Source organism: Chelativorans salis (assembly GCF_025336525.1).
Taxonomy (GTDB): domain Bacteria; phylum Pseudomonadota; class Alphaproteobacteria; order Rhizobiales; family Rhizobiaceae; genus Chelativorans; species Chelativorans salis.
In genome coordinates this window covers 18,971-36,311 of the sequence record NZ_JAOCZP010000013.1, presented here as the reverse complement: position 1 = coordinate 36,311, position 17,341 = coordinate 18,971, and the positions used below count along the sequence as shown (strand labels likewise).

Genomic DNA, 17,341 nt, shown 5'->3' with positions numbered 1-17,341 from the left:
CGAGCGCCCTCTCGGGGACACCGGTTGCTGCAGTCGGAAGAGAAGGCGGGCCAGTGAAGGCCCGCCTGTCCCCGCCCCCTTTAGTAGCCGAGGTTCTTCTTTTCCTCGTAGACTGCCTTCGGGTCGTCCGCCTGCGTATAGAGCTTGGACTCGGTCTGGATCCACTTCGGCGGCACGGTGCCGTCGGAAAGGTAGGCCTCCAGCACGTCGAAGGCAGGACCGGCCATATTCGGTGTCAGCTCGACCGTGGCGTTGGCCTCGCCGGCGGCGAGCGCCTGGAAGATGTCCGGCACGGCGTCGATGGAGACGACGAGGATATCCTCGCCCGGCTTTAGTCCGGCCTCCTTGATGGCCTGAATGGCGCCCAGCGCCATATCGTCATTGTGTGCGTAAAGCGCGCAGATATTGGCGCCGCCGTTTTCGGCTTTGAGGAAGCTTTCCATCACCTCCTTGCCCTTGGTGCGGGTGAAGTCGCCGGTCTGGCTGCGGATGATCTCGAAATTCTCGTGGCCGGCAATCGCCTCTTCAAAGCCTTTCTTACGGGCGATGGCGGGCGAGGAGCCCGTTGTGCCTTGGAGCTCGACGATAGAGCAGTCCTCGTCGCCAACATTCTCGACCAGCCACTCGCCGGCCACCCGCCCCTCGTGCACCAGGTCGGAGGTGACAGCGGTGAGGTAGAGGTCATCCGAGGCGGCGACGGTGCGGTCGAGAAGGATAACGGGGATTTCCGCATCCTTGGCTTCTTCCAACACGGAGTCCCAACCCGTCTCCACCACCGGTGCGAGCAGGATCGCGTCCACACCCTGGGCGATGAAGGAGCGCAGCGCCTTGATCTGGTTTTCCTGCTTCTGCTGGGCGTCGGCAAACTTCAGGTCGATGCCGCGCTTCTCGGCTTCCTGTTTGGTGACTGTCGTTTCGGCGGCGCGCCAGCCGGATTCGGAGCCGATCTGCGAAAAGCCCACCGTCACGGCGGAAGCGACGGACGTACTAAGAACCACCGACGCGAGCACGGTCGCGCCAGCAAGAGCTGACTTGAGCATTATGTTCCTCCCGGTTGCTAGGCTGCAAAGCAGCGAAGGAGAAAAAATCATATAGTATGACTTTTGTAAAGCGGGTGTCGGTGGTGCTCCGCCACGCCTCCTTCCACAACCTGGATGCGGCGTTAAATGATCTGCACCCTCGCTGCCTTTTCCGCGGACGGTGTGGTCGTCTTGGCGACTGCTCCGGTGCGCGTTCCACCGGTTGGGCAGCCTGCGCCCTAAAAGAAGGTGCGAATACTTCCAATGTATTAGTCTGTGCGTGCAGTCTAACAAGATTCTCGCATCGTCTTGTCCCAGAGAGACATTGCTATCCTGCGGTCACGGAGAGAAGCTCACCATATATATACATAATATGGTGTATATATCCATGGTACCGTGACCGAGAATATAAAACTCTTCTCAAACTACTTGACACTAAATTTGGCGAGGCGCTTTCTTTGGGGTGGGATGTGGAACTCGTTTCCAACTGTGAGCGTCGGTTCTGCGAGGTATTCGGCAAAGGTGTCGTTGTGTCGAACAATAATATCTTGTTGGTTAATTCCGCGATCCCGCCCGAGAGCAATCCGCTCACAGACGAGCTCTCGGTCGTAGGTCAATGTCGCGCGATATGGCGTCAATTCGGGCTGCGGATTCCCCGTGTCGTGCTATTCCCCGATACCGTCGTTCCGCACTCGCGCGATCTTCGTGAAGTGTTTGACGTTGTCGACGAACACGATGTCGATGCAATCCTGCTCACAAACGAACGACAGCTGTTCGCGCTGGAGAGGTTCCGCTGTACGAGAAACATGTTTCTCGTTCCCGCCGTAAACGTGAGTGGAAAGCTCAGTCCTGCTGCGGACGTGGATTTCGACCTGACAAAGCCTCAGTCGTGGACCGACACGGCTGATTGCATCAGTAGATTCGCAGACCGAAGACGTCGCTTGCCATCCCGCTTCCACTCACCTACGTCGCCCGCCATCCGGATGCTGGCTTACCTATTCGTTTCCGGCAGCGATCTTACTCCGGTTCCGCATCCGGCCTCTCCACTTTACTTTGCCTATAAGGGATTTGCGAATACCCGTACAACGGTAGCGGTTGCAGAGGCCCTCGCCGATAGAGGTTGGCTTGAGCGAAGCTTCTTCGACCGGTATCACGAATGCGCCGGATGCCGCTCACACCGGTTGGCCGTTAGGGAGGAATGTCCTGTCTGCCGATCGCCCAATCTATCGGAAACGAGCCTGATTCATCACTATGGTTGTGCGCAACTAAGCCCCGAAGGCCAATTCCGCCAGGGAAGTGCGCTGGTTTGCCCGAAATGCAGCAAGCAACTGCGTCATTATGGCAAGGACTACGACAAGCCTGGAATTGTGCAGATCTGTGGTCACTGCAAGAGCACGACCTCGGAGCCTGCCGTCGGCTTCGTGTGCCAGGATTGCCGGGTGCATGTCGATGGAGATGTGGTCAACACGGCGGACGTGTTCACCTACACACTATCCGATCAAGCCGTGGCTTTGCTTGCGACCGATCACGCCGAAAACAATCACATTCCAAGCCGGCTGTTGCGACATCTTCCGGAGAAACTGCAACGCGAAGTTCTGCAGCTGTCAGTTGGTACGAATGTCCTTTCAGACTTTGTCGTGGCAGAGGTGCAGTACGAGGCACGCGACCAACTTTTGTGCAGCAAAGGTGAAGCGGCCTTCGCGTCCATGCGAAAGCTCTTTCTGGACAATCTTCAAGGTTTTTTGGGAGAAAGAGCCACGGTGCACAAATCACATGACAGTGACTATGTGCTCTTCTTGGATCTCCACGATTCCACCCTCGGAGCCCCTCCGCAGACAATACTGGATCATTGCGATGCAATCCTTTCCGAGCGATTGCATCCGAGATTGCTCACCTTGTGGAGCGGATCCAAGGAGGTGGGCGGTGAGTGAACTCGATATTGGATTCTCCTTTCTTTTCGCTCAAACGAGTACAAGTTTAGCTGCGATTTTTTGGTATCTACTCCTCTTTGACGTCCCGCGGTATATCTTGCCCTTCGCGGTCGCCGCCCTGACCTTGCGTTCGGCCTCGTCGCACGACCGACCGGCGCCTGCATCGCCGAGCACCACATTGCCCAGCATAAGCATCGTTCTCATCGGCCATAATGAGGCGGATTCGATCAGCGCGTGCGTGCGCTCGCTGAGGGAACAATCAATTTCGGGTTTTGAGATCATCATCGTCAGTGACGGTTCGACGGACGGGATGAGCAAAGTCGCGCGGGAGATGGTGCGGAATGGCCATGCCACTTGCATCCTTTCCACGGGAGTCCGTGGAGGGAAAGCGAGCGGAACGAATCTCGCCTGCGAAATCGCGCGAGGAGACATCATCATCAACATCGACTGCGATTGCTCGTTCGACCGGTATGCCATCGAGCGTCTCGTAAAGCCGTTCGAGGACGAGGCAATTGGCGCGGCTTGCGGCGATATTGCTCCGCGCAACGCCCACGCGAGCATTGTCGCCCAGTTCCAGGAGATCGAGTACCTCGAGGCGATCTCCGTCGGAAAACGGTTCAGTGCGGCGATTGAGCAAGTAACGTGTGCCTCCGGCGCGTTCAGTGCGTTCCGCAGAAAGGCGCTTGCCCGGGTTGGCGGGCTAGACGTTGGCGGCGGAGAGGACCTCGACGTTACCCTGCGGCTGCGTCGCGCAGGTTGGCGCATCGCCTACGTTCCGGATGCGATCTGCTATACCGATGTCCCGTCCTCCGTCTACAACTATATCCGACAACGCCTACGTTGGGAGCGCGATGCGGTATGGATCCGTTTCCGCAAGCACCGCCGGCTGCTTAATCCTCTCGACCCGCAGTTTCGGCCTTTGGAAGCGCTACACCAGTGGGATTTCTTATTATTCAACGTTGTCGGCGCCGCCATATTTCCAATCTATCTCGTCTGGCTGGTCTTCAATCTGGGCGCGCTTGCCATTCCGATCCTCATGGCGCTCCATACCGCTCTGTTCGTTCTCGATGCCCTGATGCTGGCGTTTGCCAGCTGGACGACTGGCCGCGCGGCCTTCTGGCGTAACCTGCCATTTCTCCCCGGTTATTCGATATTCATGGCCTATCTGATGCGGTCTGTGCGTTTGATCGCCTATATCGACGAGTGGTTCTTATCGGGATCGCATCGCGACAACTACACGCCCGCCAAGGTCCGTTACGAGCGCGCATGGTGAGGTCTTCTCTAATGAGATATATCCGCAAGCGTCCCCGCATTGATAATCTCGGCGCACAACAACGATCAGCGTCGGGCCGACTGGCCCGATCGATATATTTGGCGATGCTGACAACGTTTGCTTTCTCGATCGCCTACTACTTTATCGGCGGGATGTTCGTATTGTCGGCCGACGGAATCGTCCTCAACCAGCGCCACATCGTCTCAGCAAGCTATCCCGCGACAATCGTGAAGGTGCTGGTGCGCGAAGGCGACGTCGTCACAGGAGGGACGCCGCTTCTGCAACTGGAATCTTTTGAGATGGTGAGGGAGATCGCCGAACTTTCCGTGCGTGCGAGCGAGCTTGCGGTGCGCGAGGGCGAGTTGCGCGGCAAGGCGGAAACGATCGCCGAGCTCCTGCCTTTGGCGGAGCGCACGGCGCGTGAATTCAATGACACCGTCGCGCGGCTCGACCAGGCTTCTATCCGAGGGCTCATTCTGGCCGAAAGGAGGGATGAGGCGCTAACATCCAACTTCCAGGCTACAGAGCGCTTCGCCGAGTTGGCCGCTCAAGCTCGTCTAGCTGAAAGCGAGCTCCGAGTTGTCGAAAAAACCAGGCGTATTGCCTCCGACGCCATCAGCAAGATGGAGGCGATCTACAATGAAGGCAGAATAAGCGCCGCCGCAGCAGGCGTCGTGGGCTCCAAACTTCCCGTACCCGGACAGGTCGTACGGCTGGGTGACGAGTTGTTGCAAATCAATGGAGGCAAATCCTACTTGTTCGCCTATCTGCCGGACAACTACCTGTTTGCGATCACCGAGGGCATGAAGGTTGATGTTCGCGCCGGGAACGCACGCTCGACCGGAACGGTCGAGAAAGTCTTGCCGATTGCTGAAGCCCTGCCCGCGGAATTCCAGAACATGTTGCGGCCACGTGATCGGTCCCGCCTGATACGCATTGCGCTGCCCGAGAAGCATCCTTTTGCCATGACTCAGAAGGTGAGCGTCCGAGGCTGCGCCGCCGGCTGGTGCTGGGTGCGTTGACAGCCTGGTGCAACGAAAGCCGTTTGACCGTGTACCGCCTGCGAGTCATTCGGCGGATGCTGGAGACCACAGCGCGCCAAACTGCGTCTGACGACATGTACGAACCAGCGTCGATGGTACGATCTCCGACGTGGCGGAAACCGCGGTCGTAGCCAAGCTCTAGGGCGTGTTCCCACACTCTGCGGCCATTCGACGTGTGCGTTCCCACTCCCCGCACGACAGCCACCTGGAGCTCTGCTCGCGCTCTCACCGAGCGCAAGCCTCGGCGATCGATAGGCTGTTCTCGTAGAGATGGTGCCGAGTGATCCGATGATCCTCGACGGTCAGGCGCAACGCGAACGGGCCTTCGAAGGACTTTCCCGTCGCGCGGACGGTTCCCGACACATGCCCCATCAGGACTGCGTCGGTGCCGTCGACGAGGAAGGTGTCGACGGAGGCGCGCGCATCTTCGGGCACGGTGTGCTCCATCAATTCCGTGAACTGGGCAGCGCAATCGGCGGCGGTGGTCCGCGGGCGGATCCACGGAACGGCGGGGTTCTCGGCGAGCACCCAGTCGACCTCGTCGGCGAAGAGTGCGACGAGCCGCGCGGTGTCTCCGGCCAGCCGGGCGGCAAGGAACTCCTGCACGACGGCCCGCGTGGCCTCGGCGACGGAACTTGCGGCGGCGGCTGAATTCATCGTGGTGGCGGTGGACTTGATGGACATGGCGTTCTCCTAGGGGCTGTAACCTAAAACCGGTAGCCGTCGATGTGCTTGATCCTGCCAGGGGAGGGGAGGGCGATCGATTACTTCAGGGGTAATGACCGGCAGATAGTGGTACGGTGCACGGCCCGAGCGGCGGCGCAGCCCCCAAAAAGCCCCTGCGGGATACGCTTACTCCGCCCGATGCGGCCGGATCACTGCCGCAGGTCGCACCTCTGCCTTGGATTCGATCTCGAAAGCGTCGCGGGTCCCACGATCGCTCTATCACAGGCCCTGCTGTCAGATCAGCGAGACATCATCGCGCACATGGCCAACGCGGTCATTGCAGATGAACAGTGCGAGATGCCAGTGGACCAGGATGTTCTCAATACTGCAATGGTGCATGCAGGCCTGAACCTGATGGATTTGGAGGCTAAACCCTACGAATCCGCGTTCGCGGAAGCGGCGCAGGAAGCACAGGTTAGCCTCGAAGTATCTGGCAGTCAGGAGGTCTGTGACCGCCTTTATACTATGTATGGGCCCACCGGCTTAAGAATCCCTGGTCTTATCGCGAGATAGCCACTGAGGCGAGCAAAAGCCGCTGCCGAAGTATTTGCCCGCCGCTTCGCTACAGGTTGGCCAACGCGAGACCGAACCGCCGTCTTTGCTGGCTGGAAGTGATCACCTCATTTGATTAGCTTAGCGCTCAGGAGAGAAGCCGCTCACGCAGGCCGGGGGTCGAAAGACAAGTAGCCGCCAAGGGCGTGCTGTGCGCGCTAGCGGCTCAATGGCAAGAGCTCCCTCTATCGCCGCCTGCTGCGCGCATTCTCTTTCGTCACACCGGACCTATTTCCCAGTTTGTCCGCGCTGGGACGGCGCACGACCGCCCACTCCAGGATCCTACTTGCGGCAGAAGATCGCCTCAATATTCTCTGAGAACGTTGGAACAACGGCCCTCATGCCAGGTTGTATACGCCAAGTTGGCTTCCTATGGGCATGCCTAGGAGGCTTCGCCCATGAAGGAGCTCCCACCGTGTGGCAGCTACCCAGAGCGGGCGCCACATCTTGAAAGCTCGACTAGAAGATGGCTAAGGTGCCAAAACGTCAACGCGCCATTCCAGCGGATATTGAGACCGGCAGGCGGTTGTCTGCCGCCCATCCGTTCTTTGCGATAGACGACAGGATACCAGAGAACCTTGAGAAGCTTCTTGACAAGTTGGAGCAAATCGAGCGTGAGGAGGTTAGCACGCCTCCTGTAGACGACTGGACCCGCCGGAAAAGTGATGGGTGAAGGGGCTCCTGCCCCTCGCTCCAATTTTGCGCCTTGAGTTCGTGCAACCATGCGCCTTCGGAGGGCATGAAACGGCATTCCAAGCGCCCGCTCACCGCACTAGCCGTACCTCCTAGGCGCCCAGAGGACGTTGTCCCTCTTCCAGGCGCGCCTCAGGCAGCGTAGACCGCTGGGTAACTTTACCCCAAACGGCAGGATCTGCAAGGACTCGGCCTGCGGAGGGCGGGTCGTTGAGCGATATCGAAGCGACTCCTTAAGGCCGATGGGGATGTCATTCGAGGCGCGTGCTAAGGAGGATCATCGATGCCGCGATTTTCGCCCAAACAAGATGCTCAGATTTATGCCGAGCTTCAGCCGCAGCTCCCACATGTGCGAAAGGCTGTGAAACGCATGAGTCGTGAGATGGAGAAGCTTTCCGACATTGGCCAAGCGGCAGCCGTTGTCGAGATTACTCTCGAATTTATTCTGCGGCATCTTGCACACGACCAGGCCGGGGCACTCGCCCTGTCGGAACATCTCCGAACCCAGATCGACATCGGCATCAAGAAGGTAATGTCTTAGCATGAGCCACGTCGGCGCGGCGGTAAAAGCGACCAGCCCGCATGTGAACGGCGAGGGCCTATTCTTCTACGGCTTCCATTGGTGGCCGGGCGGTCCCTCTCCCGTCTACGGGAAATCAGATGGAGTCGTTGCAGCAAATGTGGATTTGATCAGGCGCGCCTGCGCATATCCAGGTTGTCTCGACCTATCCATTAGTGAAGATCCTGTCGATACTTCACGTGTCAAGCTGATGGACTTATGGGAGTCCGAAGCCGTCCTGGAGGCCTGGCGGAAGATATCGAACCTACCCCAAGACCGACATTCAGTTCGGGTATCGAGCTTGCTGTGCCCGAGTAGGACCTGGACGACGCGGATGTCGACATCCTGCTCGAGCGGTCATCTTGATGCGGTAGGCGTACCTCGCCTAAGGTCATCGACGAGGCGGATCAGGCTCGGCCCAAGAGCGCGCGGCTGTCATCACCGACTGAACCTCCGTTGGGCGGCGCACTGACTGCATCCTCGCAAACCCTAACGTGATCGGCCAAGGCCTCGTTGGACAAGAGCGCGCTAATGGTGGTGATATCGCGCCCTTGGAAGTTTGGCATGTGCTGGAGCTGTTTGAGCCGATCAAGTAGTGCGACGCGGGTCATGCTTTCTCCTTCACTTCAACTCGCGGCTGGAATGCCGCCGCGTTTCATGAGGGCGGTACCTTCAGGCCGCCCGTATATGCGCATTGAGCGGAATCTCGACGTCGATTTGCAACGTCGAGACTTGGTCGCCACGCTCCATTTTCACATTGACCTTCTCGCCGTCGACCTGCACGTGCTTGGCGATGACGGCGAGGATCTCTTCCCGCAGAAGAGCCACCAGGTCCGAGTCACCTACGGATGCCCGCTCGTGGGCCAGTAGGACCTGCAATCGCTCGCGCGCCGTGGGAGCGGAAGCTTGCTTGCCGAAGAAACGGAAAATGTTCATGCTGCCCTCCGTCCGAAGATCTTTCCGAACAACCCGCGCTTTTCGCCGGGGACGGCAATCTGCACGGATTCGCCCGTAAGCCGGCGTGCGGCTTGGAGGTAGGCTTGTGCCGGTGCACTACGGCTGTCCGCAAGAGTGACCGGCGAACCGATATTGGAGGCGCGCAGAACATCCATGCTCTCCGGTATAATGCCGAGCAATGGGATCGACAGGATCTCCAGGACGTCGTCGACTTTTAGCATATCGCCACGTTCGGCGCGGTTGGGATCGTAGCGGGTGAGAAGCAGATGCTTCTCAATGCACTCGCCGCGTTCGGCTTTGACGGTTTTGGCGTCAAGAAGCCCGATGATGCGATCTGAATCACGTACGGAAGAGACCTCGGGGTTCGTTACAATCACCGCTATGTCGGCGTGACGCATCGCCAGCGTCGCTCCACGTTCGATCCCGGCCGGGCTGTCACAAATCACCCAGTCGAAGCTCTTCTTCAACGCGCCGACCACAGCCTCAACACCCCGTGCAGTCAAATTATCCTTGTCCCGTGTTTGCGACGCCGGCAGCAGGTAAAGCGCCTCCAACCGCTTGTCGCGGATCAAGGCCTGCGGCAGCTTGGCGTCGCCTTGGATAACATTGATCAGGTCGTAGACCACCCTCCGCTCAGCGCCCATGACGAGGTCAAGATTGCGCAGACCGACGTCGAAATCCACGACGACCGTCTTTTCGTTCCTCTGCGCCAAAGCAGCGCCGAGGGCGGCAGCCGAAGTCGTTTTTCCGACACCCCCTTTACCGGATGTGACAACAATTACTTTTCCCATTTCCCTCTCCTGTCTTCGTTCTGGCCGCCGCTTCAGATAAGTGCCTCTGCCCTGATCGCCTCGCCTTCAAGCCAGAGTTGGACGGCTCGTCCGCGAAATTGCGGCTCGATGTCTTCTGCCGTTTTGTAGAGGCCATCGATTGCAAGGAGCTCTGCTTCAAGCTTGCGGCAGAAGATGCGCGCACCGGCGTTGCCCATAGAGCCAGCCATCGCCCGTCCACGAAGTGTTCCGTATACGTGGATAGAACCGCCGGCGACGATCTCCGCGCCCGATGCGACCGACGCGACTATGGTGACATCGCCTTCAGGAAAGATTACCGATTGCCCGGAACGCACAGGCTGATTGATGATGATCGAGGGCCTAGCTTTGACCATCTGCGATTCGGGCTGTGCGACGGGAGTTGCTGGGTTTCCGTGGTTTACGTCTGGTGCCTCGACGGCCGGTTCTGCCGCCGGCCCCTCGATATCAGGGGCCGGCCTGCCGCCCGACATAGCTGGGGGCATGTCAAAAGTAAGCAGCGACGAACGTGCGCCTTCCATCCCGATAATTCTCACGCTGCGCTTACCAAGCTCACCGATCAGCTCCACCAACTGGTGCCGGCTTATATCGAGACCTTCCACGTCCAGTACGACCGGGCGTCGCAAAAAGAATCCCGCCGAGCGATCAGCGAGATCGTCAAGCTGTGCCAGCCAGCTATCGAAGGGAAGCTCTGGAGTAAGCACGAGCGCAAGGAATGAGCGCCCCTTGAGACGGATCGGTCGGCTGTCAGTTAGCACTTTGGTCATCTTCATTAATTTTCCGTTGCCCAGGTCTATGCGTGCCATGGTTAATGAATGGTTAACGTATAGCCGCCTTTTGAGGACGCCGTCGCGGCTTGGACGGAGAGTCCGTTTCGAACCCAGCAAAGGCGGACAACGGCTCTCGCGCAGATTTGTGTACATCGGACCTTCCTTCATGACGCCCTAGATCACGTCTGTTGAACTCCTAGTCGTAGCCTTGATGACATGGATTGCGTTGTATGATTCACCGTCGCCATTGCAGGAGGTGGCGATGGCTCGAACTAATGGTGATGATCTTCGGATGCGGGTTTTGGGCGCTGCGGCGGCAGACGCTTCGGCGCGATTTGCCGTGGCGCGGTTTGGCGTCGGCGTTTTCGATTTATCTGGATTAGGCGGGCGGTATGGGAGCGGGGAACGCTCAGCCGGCGTCAGGGCGAGCCGCGTGCTCGCGCCTCGATGCTTGCGGGACCTTCGTTGTGCCATGAACAAGGACGTGACACTGAACGAGATGGTCGAACGGCTCGCAGCCGAGCGGTCAGTGTGTATCGGCTGCAGCGCCCTGCGCGGGCGAGGCTGGACGTTCGAAAAAGTCCGTGCATGCATTGGAGCAGGAGCGTCCTGACGTCTTGAAGCGCCGGCAGGACTGGTTCGAAGGCCAACGTGACCGTGATCCTGCCGGGCTGTCTTCATCGATGAGGCCAGACTGTCCACCAAGATGGCCCGCCTGCGGGGGCGCGCGCCGCGCGGCGAGCGCTGCCGAGCATTAACACCGTGCAGTGTAGAGACGCCCACGTCGATCGCGGTACTCGCAGTATCCGTTGCGGAGATTTCTAACGAGCAGGCCGCCTAACGCACCGGCTCCGGCGCCGATAAGCGCGCCCTCACCACCATCCGCGATGCCACCTATGACTGCGCCTGCGGCCGCTCCGAGGCCGACGTCGCGTTCCGTAGTGGTGCATCCCGCCAGAGCTGCAGCGACAATCCCGATTATGACAAATTTGCTCATATTCGACTCCTCCTGGCTCGGGACAGCCTACGCCAGCCAACTGATAACTCGATCAATGATAAATATTGCCTTCGATGTCAGAAAAGCAATGTCTACCGACCGCGCGGTAATTTCCAGCGGCGGGCCTTCTTTGTTGGCTTATGCTTGGGGATTTCTTCTTCGGCCTGCAGGCGGTTCGACTACCCCAAACCAGGTCGCCCCGAAGCGAACAGCCGTCGATCCGTTCGCGTCGACACAAACGCAAATGCTCGTTCTCCATTCCACGCGGTTGATCTGATCAAGACGAGGCATCCCGTCATGACTGATGCGCTGAAGCTCGTGCCGGAGCCGGCGCAAGCATCGAATGCGTCGAAGCGCTGTATCACGCTTGACGCGGCAAGAAGGGCGAAAGCACCCAAATCGTCATCGTCGCCACCAAGGAAGGCTACGCGCATTCCTCCTACTCGGCCCGAGAGAGGTGGCGTAGAGCGCCTGAAATGCCGCCTTCTCGTGCATCAGGACAAAAGCTGATGGCAGCGCTATCAGGGCAAGTCGTAAGAGATCACGAGTGGTTGTGATCCGTACCGCGCTCGGATCCGCCCTCGCTCAAGAGCGACATGATCCGTGATTTGGAGGGCAACCTTCCCGTCGGTACAAATTGGATGATGGAGGTTTCAGACGAGAATGGCCTGGTCGCACTTAGCTTCAGCTTCAAGCGGATGCGCTGGTGACCATAAACGATCGGTTGGAATTTTGCCTTATATTCGACAGGGAAGGCAAGGAGGGCGCCGTCTGAACTCCGTCTGGAACTGATGTTGCGCCAGGAAAACGGATGATGCGGCTGTTCCGGAAGACGAAGTCAGAGGACAGGCCGCCGGACTCCCCGCGGTGGCCGGCTACAACTGCCGCTGCTGCGAAGCCGTCCGGCGCCCTTCTCGACAGCTTCATCTGCGATCCCGAGATCATGGCAGAGGTCGAGCGGCTCCTGTCCGGGCGCACGCGCGACATCCGGCTCAAAGGCCGCATTGCCGCGGCGTTCCGGCAGCGCTCCTGGAGACATACGGCCAGCGTCATACGGTCCTGGATGATATGGGTCGTCTTTCTCGATCTATTCATGCTTTTCCTGAGCTTGTTCCTGCTTCCGCGCGAAAAGGCACTGGCCACACTTGTCCCGAGCGCGGTGATCATCCCGGCCGCCCTTGCCGTCGCCGTCGTCTGGCAAAAACCAAGATCAGAGCAACTTCTGGGTTGGACGCTGATATCCGGCGTACTCATCATTTTGTTGTCCATCTGCTGGATGGGCGCGGCAACCGGGGGCGCGGTGTTCGAACGATATCTGCACGTCATGCTATTTGTCGCCATTACCGGCGTCGTCCTTTTCAATGTTCCGTTCATCCAGACACTGGCTATCGCCGCTCCGGCCATGGCGCTCTATCTGGCCTTCCATCTCGGGGTCGCTAATAGCGATGTCGGCATGGCCCTGACGGGCTTCTTTCTCTTCGGCAGTGGTGTGGGCGCTACCGTCGTGGCGCGAAGGACCATGAACATCCTCGCCCACAAATCCTTCCTGCTCGAGCTACGCGACCAGAAGCACCTGGCGGAGTTGGCCGAGACAAACCGGAGTCTCGAGCGGCTTTCGAAAATCGATGGTCTGACCGGCGCCGCTAACCGACTTTACCTGCGGGAGAGGATCGAGGAGCTGTGGGGGCGAAAGGGTAAGGTTGCGCTCCTCATGTGCGACATCGACGACTTCAAAGCGCTGAACGACCATCTGGGGCACATGGAAGGCGACAGATGCCTCGTGGAAGTAGCCCGCATCATTAAGGCATGCACCCGATCGGGTACGGACTGCGTGGCGCGATATGGCGGGGAGGAGTTCCTAGTCCTGCTGCCCGATGCGGGCGAAGCCGAAGCACTGGCGATTGGAGAGCGCATCCGCCGGGAGGTCGCAGTGGCCGCGCTCCCCAACCCCCGTTCGCGCGTGAAACCGACGGTCACACTGAGCATTGGTGTGGCTGCTGGGGATACGCAGACTCCATCTTTCTCCTGTGAGGTGATCCAGCAACAGGCCGACATGGCTCTCTATTTCGCGAAGCGGGCGGGAAAAGACCGGGTGCAGTTGTGGAGCGAAAGCATGGATACACCCGAGCAAGATCGGCAGTGAGGCACGAGGTAATCCCGAGATCCTGGGCAACGGGAAGTCTGTCGGCATCAACAACGTGCACCCACGACGAAAGCAACTACCCACCAGCGCTCCGCGCCAGCAAAGCAATTAGTGCGCCGGTACATTGAAGTTTCGCTCCCTCCTTGTCACCTGATCATCCCAAGGCCGTTAGGATTGCTTCTGCGCTTGGAATACTCCTGAGCTCACGATCGAAACCCTCTACAAGAAGGTCATTGAGGCGCAGTGCTCGAGAAGGACCCGCCACGAGGCGGGTTATCTGTTGCCTCGCCACTTCATCGGAATCCTGCGGGGGCCTCGGAGATCCAGAGAGGGAGCCCCATTGGTACTCCCTCCGCTCTCCTATCACTCTGGTGCGGGCGAACTGCCAGCACCTGGCTGCAGAACGGGAGGTTGCCTAACGCGCATCTTCGCACGCCTCAGCAAATATCTTCGCCTCCTTTGCCGCCTGCACGAATGCCTCCCGCGCAGATACTGGCGATTCATTTCCCGCAAGCACCTTCATGCACGTCATCCGCGCCTGAATTCGTATTCCCGTCTCGCCTGTCGGCCATTCGTAGAGGAGCATTTCCGCGGCCTCTCTGGCGTTACAGACATTGCGCTCTCCGGCCTCAGTCACGACGTGGACCGGCTCTTCGAACGGACCAATATCGATCTCGCGCATCGCAGTCTCTCCTTACTTGAAAGCTCAAGAGCGACAAATGAGAAGCGTTGCGTAACGAATCCGACACTTGTTTCACAATGCGTGAGGTCGGCGTGATCTTGCTCAGCGACTACCTTCTTTATAACCACTTCCACGTGGGCTTACGCTTCATCGGTGGCTTCCGACGCCTTCGGCAGAGTGCGCGCACGTAGGGATGTCAGGGAGTAGAGCCGTGCTAAATACGATTTAGCCGCGGCGCCTCACGTCGTGGAACTGTCGGGCAGCCTTCAGCCACGTCTCCTTGACGGCCGGCTTTGCGTCTGCCCACTGCTTGCGTGTCTCGAATTCGTAGAATAGCCGCGCCGCGAGTTCCACGTCGCCGACACCCTGCAACGTCTTCACGCCTCCGGCGCCTTCCACAGTAAGTGACGGGTTCATGACCTTCCATAAACCAACGACATGTTGGCATGAGCGCGGGAGGGAGTCGAGAGATTCGGTGCCTCCTCGAGAGCGGCAGGCCGGCGGTAGCGGTTGGGGGACCTCGGAGGGTAGGCCGGCCTGCCTGTGGCCGGGAGGAGAGCCACGCACGCTGAACGATGGCCAGAATGGAAGGTTCCTGCCGGTGAGGCATTATTTGCGTCTACGGCACTACGCCATTTTGGCGACTGGTGAATCTCCACGCCGGTATTAAGATTCGCAATACACCAAGCATCCTTCAGTCACTGCCCCGTTGGCTCCGGCCAGCGGGGCTTTTTGTTTGCCGGGCGATCAGTGGGGTGTAGGCTTTGGCGATCCAATTGGCGAGATCGGCTCCCCAACGATGTCATGGAGCTGCCGTGCTGTCTCGAGCCAAGTGTCCCGAATGGCCGATCTTGCGTCTCTCCACCGCTTGCCGGTAGCGAATTCATAGAACAGGCGTGCCGTCTCCTCCACGTCACAGGCATCCGTTTCGTGCAACGCGTTCATGGCAGTCCCCGCGTCTAAATGAGCGGCGGCTCTTCTTCTTCAATTGGATCTAGGATATCCGATGCGTTGTTCCATGTATTCCCCACCTTTCGGCCAATGGGCCATATCTTTATCTTTTCGGACGGGAATGACTTCAACAGATCGTGCGGGTCTTCCTCCTGGAACGCGAGCCAGCGCGGATAATCGTCAGGCGCGATGATCACCGGCATGCGAGGATGGATCGGCGCCATAAGCTCGTTTGCTTCGCAGGTGACGACAGCAAACGTGCGCGAGACCGCATCCGTCTGACGATCCTTCCATTCTTCCCAGATCGCAGCGATACAGAAGGGCCGGTTGGTCTTCATTGCCACGGCATAGGGCTGCTTGTTCTTACCCGTGCCCTGCACGCCCCACCATTCAAAGAACCCGTCGATCGGCATGAGCGCGAGCCGTCTCCTATAGGCGTGCTTGAACATTGCCGCTGGTGGCCACCGTTTCGGCTCTGGCATTGATGGGCGGACGCCGGCCGCCAAAGTTGGGCTCATTCGCCCATGACGGGATGAAGCCCCAAGAGGCCGCATGAAGACCGGCCCAGCGTGATCCGGCTCCTGGATGATGAGCGGGTAATCCTTCCCCGGCGCCCCGTTCTAGCACGGATAGTCGTTGGCCAGTCCTTCGATGCCGCCGGCCGCCTGCGCCCAGGCGAATTGCGCATCGGCTCGTCCAAGGTTGTTCTGACGAACACGCGACCGCCCATGCGAAGCTCCTCCTACCGACGCAATATCTCCGGCACGCTCAGGGGACCGCTCTCCAAGATGCGCTCGTACTCGACCGTCCGATGCCACGCACCCCTGGCTCTGCCCCCCTTTCGATCCTTCTTCGGATCGAAGCTTATCCCGCCGAAATGCGTGCGAAAAGTCTCCGCGGGGTCGACGTCGGCGAAGCAGTGCAGGCGATAGAGCTCAGCCTAAAGCCGCCCGGCCAGACCACCGTCACCGTCCGCGTACGGTAGTTGAGGCCATGATCTGCACAGAAGCGCATGATGATCGTCGGGGAGGGGGATCCGCTGTGCCTTCGGACCATGGAAGTGCTCATATTGCCGTTGCAGCCCGGAGTAGTGAACAAAAAAAGAACATTTGGTCAAGCGAGGCATTGACGGACTTGGGCCGTTAGACAGTCCGGCCGAGGCATAGTATTCCTGGGCCATCGACATGTATTCGGAGCGCGGCCCACTGGCCGCTTGCGACGGCGTAGGAGGGAAGGATGTTGAAGCCGCTCGCGCCGGTCAGCCGGCGTCGTTTTCTTGCCGGCGCCGCCGGCTTTGGTGCGCTCGGCCTCTTGCCGGAAGGGCTGCACGCCGCGCCCGCACCGCACCGCTTCAGGCATGGCGATTTTGAGGTGACGGTCATAAGTGACGGTTACCTGACAGCGCCGAGTTTCTTCCAGGCTACCAATGTCCCGCCAGAGGAGAGAGAAGCCTTCTTCAGCGAGCACGGGATCAGCCTCGATGAGCTCCGTTCAGAGGCCAATATCACCTTGATCCGCGCCGACGACGATCTCATCCTCTTTGATACCGGCTCGGGCAAGGGCTTCCAACCGACAGCCGGCGCCATCAACGACAGCCTCGCCGCCGCCGGTTTTGATCCTGCCGATATCACCAAGGTCGTCTTCACCCACGGCCACCCGGACCACATCTGGGGGACGATTCTGCCGGACGGCGGTCTCCGCTTCCCCAACGCCGCCTATTATTCGGCTGCCGACGAGTGGGATTTCTGGAACGGCGAGGCGGTCTTCACCCACTTTCCCTCTGAAATGCACGACCTGGCGCGCGAGGCGCAGCGGCAGTATGCGGCCGTCCGCAATGCCGTCACCATGGTCAAACCCGGCGACGACATCGTCACCGGCATCCATGTTCTCTCGACCCCGGGGCACACGCCCGGTCACGTCTCCTTCGAGGTGGAAGGCGGCGACGGTCTCATCGTCGTGGCTGATGCGATCGTCCACCCGGTCATCTATTTCGCCCACCCGGACTGGCAGTTCGCCTTCGACGCCGCCCCCGACGTGGCCGCCGAGACCCGCCGCACGCTGCTCGACCGCGCCGCGACCGATAAAGTAAAGCTCCTCGGCTTCCATTGGGACTATCCGGGCGTTGGCTTTGCCAAGCGTCGCGGCAACGGCTACACCTTCATGGCGGAGGGGTGAGCGGCGTTACGGGAGCCTGTTCTTGGCACGGCCCTGGGTTGGTTTGCTGTCGTTCGAGCAC

At 59.4% G+C, this 17,341-nt stretch carries 16 protein-coding genes and 1 pseudogene; 7 read left to right on the top strand and 10 right to left on the bottom strand.

Going from position 1 to position 17,341, the window contains the following annotated elements:
- Positions 1–80: 80 nt before the first annotated feature.
- Positions 81–1,043, bottom strand: coding sequence for a galactofuranose ABC transporter, galactofuranose-binding protein YtfQ (gene ytfQ, locus N5A92_RS25375; RefSeq protein WP_260907355.1), 963 nt, complete (start codon positions 1,041–1,043; stop codon positions 81–83).
- 446 nt (positions 1,044–1,489) lie between these two features.
- Here ytfQ and N5A92_RS25370 point away from each other — a divergent pair, with 446 nt between their 5' ends.
- The 3 genes from N5A92_RS25370 to N5A92_RS25360 all read left to right on the top strand — a co-directional run bounded on the left by N5A92_RS25370 (position 1,490) and on the right by N5A92_RS25360 (position 5,245).
- Entirely contained in the window at positions 1,490–2,950 is a 1,461-nt protein-coding gene (locus tag N5A92_RS25370; RefSeq protein WP_260907259.1) for a TackOD1 domain-containing metal-binding protein, read from the top strand.
- A complete protein-coding gene (locus N5A92_RS25365; RefSeq protein ID WP_260907257.1) occupies positions 2,943–4,223 on the top strand; it encodes a glycosyltransferase family 2 protein in 1,281 nt (426 codons plus the stop codon). Before N5A92_RS25370 ends, N5A92_RS25365 begins: the two co-directional genes overlap by 8 nt.
- Positions 4,224–4,327: 104 nt before the next feature.
- On the top strand, positions 4,328–5,245 hold the full coding sequence (locus N5A92_RS25360) for an HlyD family secretion protein (protein WP_260907255.1): 918 nt from the start codon (positions 4,328–4,330) through the stop codon (positions 5,243–5,245).
- A 246-nt stretch (positions 5,246–5,491) separates the two neighbouring features.
- Here the strand turns inward: N5A92_RS25360 and N5A92_RS25355 are convergent, their stop codons facing one another.
- Positions 5,492–5,950 carry a nuclear transport factor 2 family protein gene (locus N5A92_RS25355; RefSeq protein WP_260907253.1) on the bottom strand — a complete coding sequence of 153 codons (459 nt, stop codon included), beginning with the start codon at positions 5,948–5,950 and terminating at the stop codon, positions 5,492–5,494.
- A 1,570-nt stretch (positions 5,951–7,520) separates the two neighbouring features.
- Here N5A92_RS25355 and N5A92_RS25350 point away from each other — a divergent pair.
- Together N5A92_RS25350 and N5A92_RS27600 are read left to right on the top strand one after the other, a co-directional pair.
- Positions 7,521–7,778: a hypothetical protein gene (locus N5A92_RS25350; protein WP_260907251.1), complete on the top strand. Its 258-nt coding sequence runs from the start codon at positions 7,521–7,523 to the stop codon at positions 7,776–7,778.
- Position 7,779: 1 nt separating this feature from the next.
- Complete coding sequence (locus tag N5A92_RS27600; protein ID WP_425248643.1) at positions 7,780–8,268, top strand: putative quinol monooxygenase; 489 nt, start codon at positions 7,780–7,782, stop codon at positions 8,266–8,268.
- On the opposite strand, the gene N5A92_RS25345 is transcribed toward N5A92_RS27600, so the two are convergent.
- The 5 genes from N5A92_RS25345 to N5A92_RS25320 all read right to left on the bottom strand — a co-directional run bounded on the left by N5A92_RS25345 (position 8,204) and on the right by N5A92_RS25320 (position 11,329).
- The gene (locus tag N5A92_RS25345) at positions 8,204–8,407 is read right to left on the bottom strand and encodes a hypothetical protein (RefSeq protein WP_260907250.1); all 204 of its coding nucleotides are present in this window, start codon (positions 8,405–8,407) and stop codon (positions 8,204–8,206) included. The genes N5A92_RS27600 and N5A92_RS25345 overlap by 65 nt on opposite strands.
- 61 nt (positions 8,408–8,468) lie before the next feature.
- Entirely contained in the window at positions 8,469–8,732 is a 264-nt protein-coding gene (minE, locus tag N5A92_RS25340) for a cell division topological specificity factor MinE (RefSeq protein WP_260907248.1), read from the bottom strand.
- The gene (minD, locus tag N5A92_RS25335; RefSeq protein WP_260907246.1) at positions 8,729–9,544 is read right to left on the bottom strand and encodes a septum site-determining protein MinD; all 816 of its coding nucleotides are present in this window, start codon (positions 9,542–9,544) and stop codon (positions 8,729–8,731) included. The genes minE and minD overlap by 4 nt, the downstream gene beginning before the upstream one ends.
- A gap of 32 nt (positions 9,545–9,576) precedes the next feature.
- Positions 9,577–10,329 carry a septum site-determining protein MinC gene (minC, locus tag N5A92_RS25330; RefSeq protein WP_260907353.1) on the bottom strand — a complete coding sequence of 251 codons (753 nt, stop codon included), beginning with the start codon at positions 10,327–10,329 and terminating at the stop codon, positions 9,577–9,579.
- A gap of 757 nt (positions 10,330–11,086) precedes the next feature.
- Positions 11,087–11,329 (bottom strand): glycine zipper family protein, encoded by a 243-nt coding sequence (locus N5A92_RS25320; RefSeq protein ID WP_260907244.1) that lies wholly within the window; start codon positions 11,327–11,329, stop codon positions 11,087–11,089.
- Positions 11,330–12,140: 811 nt separating this feature from the next.
- On the opposite strand from N5A92_RS25320, the gene N5A92_RS25315 reads away from it, so the two are divergent.
- Entirely contained in the window at positions 12,141–13,472 is a 1,332-nt protein-coding gene (locus N5A92_RS25315) for a GGDEF domain-containing protein (protein WP_260907242.1), read from the top strand.
- Between the two features lie 415 nt (positions 13,473–13,887).
- Here N5A92_RS25315 and N5A92_RS25310 read toward each other — a convergent pair whose 3' ends face one another.
- From N5A92_RS25310 to N5A92_RS25300, 3 genes and pseudogenes are all read right to left on the bottom strand, one after another.
- Positions 13,888–14,154, bottom strand: a complete 267-nt coding sequence (locus N5A92_RS25310) for a DUF982 domain-containing protein (RefSeq protein WP_260907241.1) — start codon at positions 14,152–14,154, stop codon at positions 13,888–13,890.
- 225 nt (positions 14,155–14,379) lie between these two features.
- The gene (locus N5A92_RS25305; protein WP_260907239.1) at positions 14,380–14,571 is read right to left on the bottom strand and encodes a hypothetical protein; all 192 of its coding nucleotides are present in this window, start codon (positions 14,569–14,571) and stop codon (positions 14,380–14,382) included.
- 542 nt (positions 14,572–15,113) lie between these two features.
- Positions 15,114–15,835: pseudogene (locus N5A92_RS25300) on the bottom strand (SOS response-associated peptidase).
- Between the two features lie 506 nt (positions 15,836–16,341).
- Here N5A92_RS25300 and N5A92_RS25295 point away from each other — a divergent pair.
- A complete protein-coding gene (locus N5A92_RS25295) occupies positions 16,342–17,280 on the top strand; it encodes an MBL fold metallo-hydrolase (RefSeq protein ID WP_260907237.1) in 939 nt (312 codons plus the stop codon).
- Positions 17,281–17,341: the final 61 nt, after the last annotated feature.

Excerpts from the sequence above, each read along its gene's own strand:
- minE (WP_260907248.1), bottom strand. The coding sequence starts at position 8,732 with ATGAACATTTTCCGTTTCTTCGGCAAGCAAGCTTCCGCTCCCACGGCG.
- N5A92_RS25295 (WP_260907237.1), top strand. The coding sequence starts at position 16,342 with ATGTTGAAGCCGCTCGCGCCGGTCAGCCGGCGTCGTTTTCTTGCCGGC.
- N5A92_RS25355 (WP_260907253.1), bottom strand. The coding sequence starts at position 5,950 with ATGTCCATCAAGTCCACCGCCACCACGATGAATTCAGCCGCCGCCGCA.
- N5A92_RS25320 (WP_260907244.1), bottom strand. The coding sequence starts at position 11,329 with ATGAGCAAATTTGTCATAATCGGGATTGTCGCTGCAGCTCTGGCGGGA.
- minC (WP_260907353.1), bottom strand. The coding sequence starts at position 10,329 with ATGACCAAAGTGCTAACTGACAGCCGACCGATCCGTCTCAAGGGGCGC.
- N5A92_RS25345 (WP_260907250.1), bottom strand. The coding sequence starts at position 8,407 with ATGACCCGCGTCGCACTACTTGATCGGCTCAAACAGCTCCAGCACATG.
- N5A92_RS25310 (WP_260907241.1), bottom strand. The coding sequence starts at position 14,154 with ATGCGCGAGATCGATATTGGTCCGTTCGAAGAGCCGGTCCACGTCGTG.
- minD (WP_260907246.1), bottom strand. The coding sequence starts at position 9,544 with ATGGGAAAAGTAATTGTTGTCACATCCGGTAAAGGGGGTGTCGGAAAA.
- N5A92_RS25315 (WP_260907242.1), top strand. The coding sequence starts at position 12,141 with ATGATGCGGCTGTTCCGGAAGACGAAGTCAGAGGACAGGCCGCCGGAC.
- N5A92_RS25350 (WP_260907251.1), top strand. The coding sequence starts at position 7,521 with ATGCCGCGATTTTCGCCCAAACAAGATGCTCAGATTTATGCCGAGCTT.
- N5A92_RS27600 (WP_425248643.1), top strand. The coding sequence starts at position 7,780 with ATGAGCCACGTCGGCGCGGCGGTAAAAGCGACCAGCCCGCATGTGAAC.
- N5A92_RS25360 (WP_260907255.1), top strand. The coding sequence starts at position 4,328 with ATGCTGACAACGTTTGCTTTCTCGATCGCCTACTACTTTATCGGCGGG.
- N5A92_RS25305 (WP_260907239.1), bottom strand. The coding sequence starts at position 14,571 with ATGAACCCGTCACTTACTGTGGAAGGCGCCGGAGGCGTGAAGACGTTG.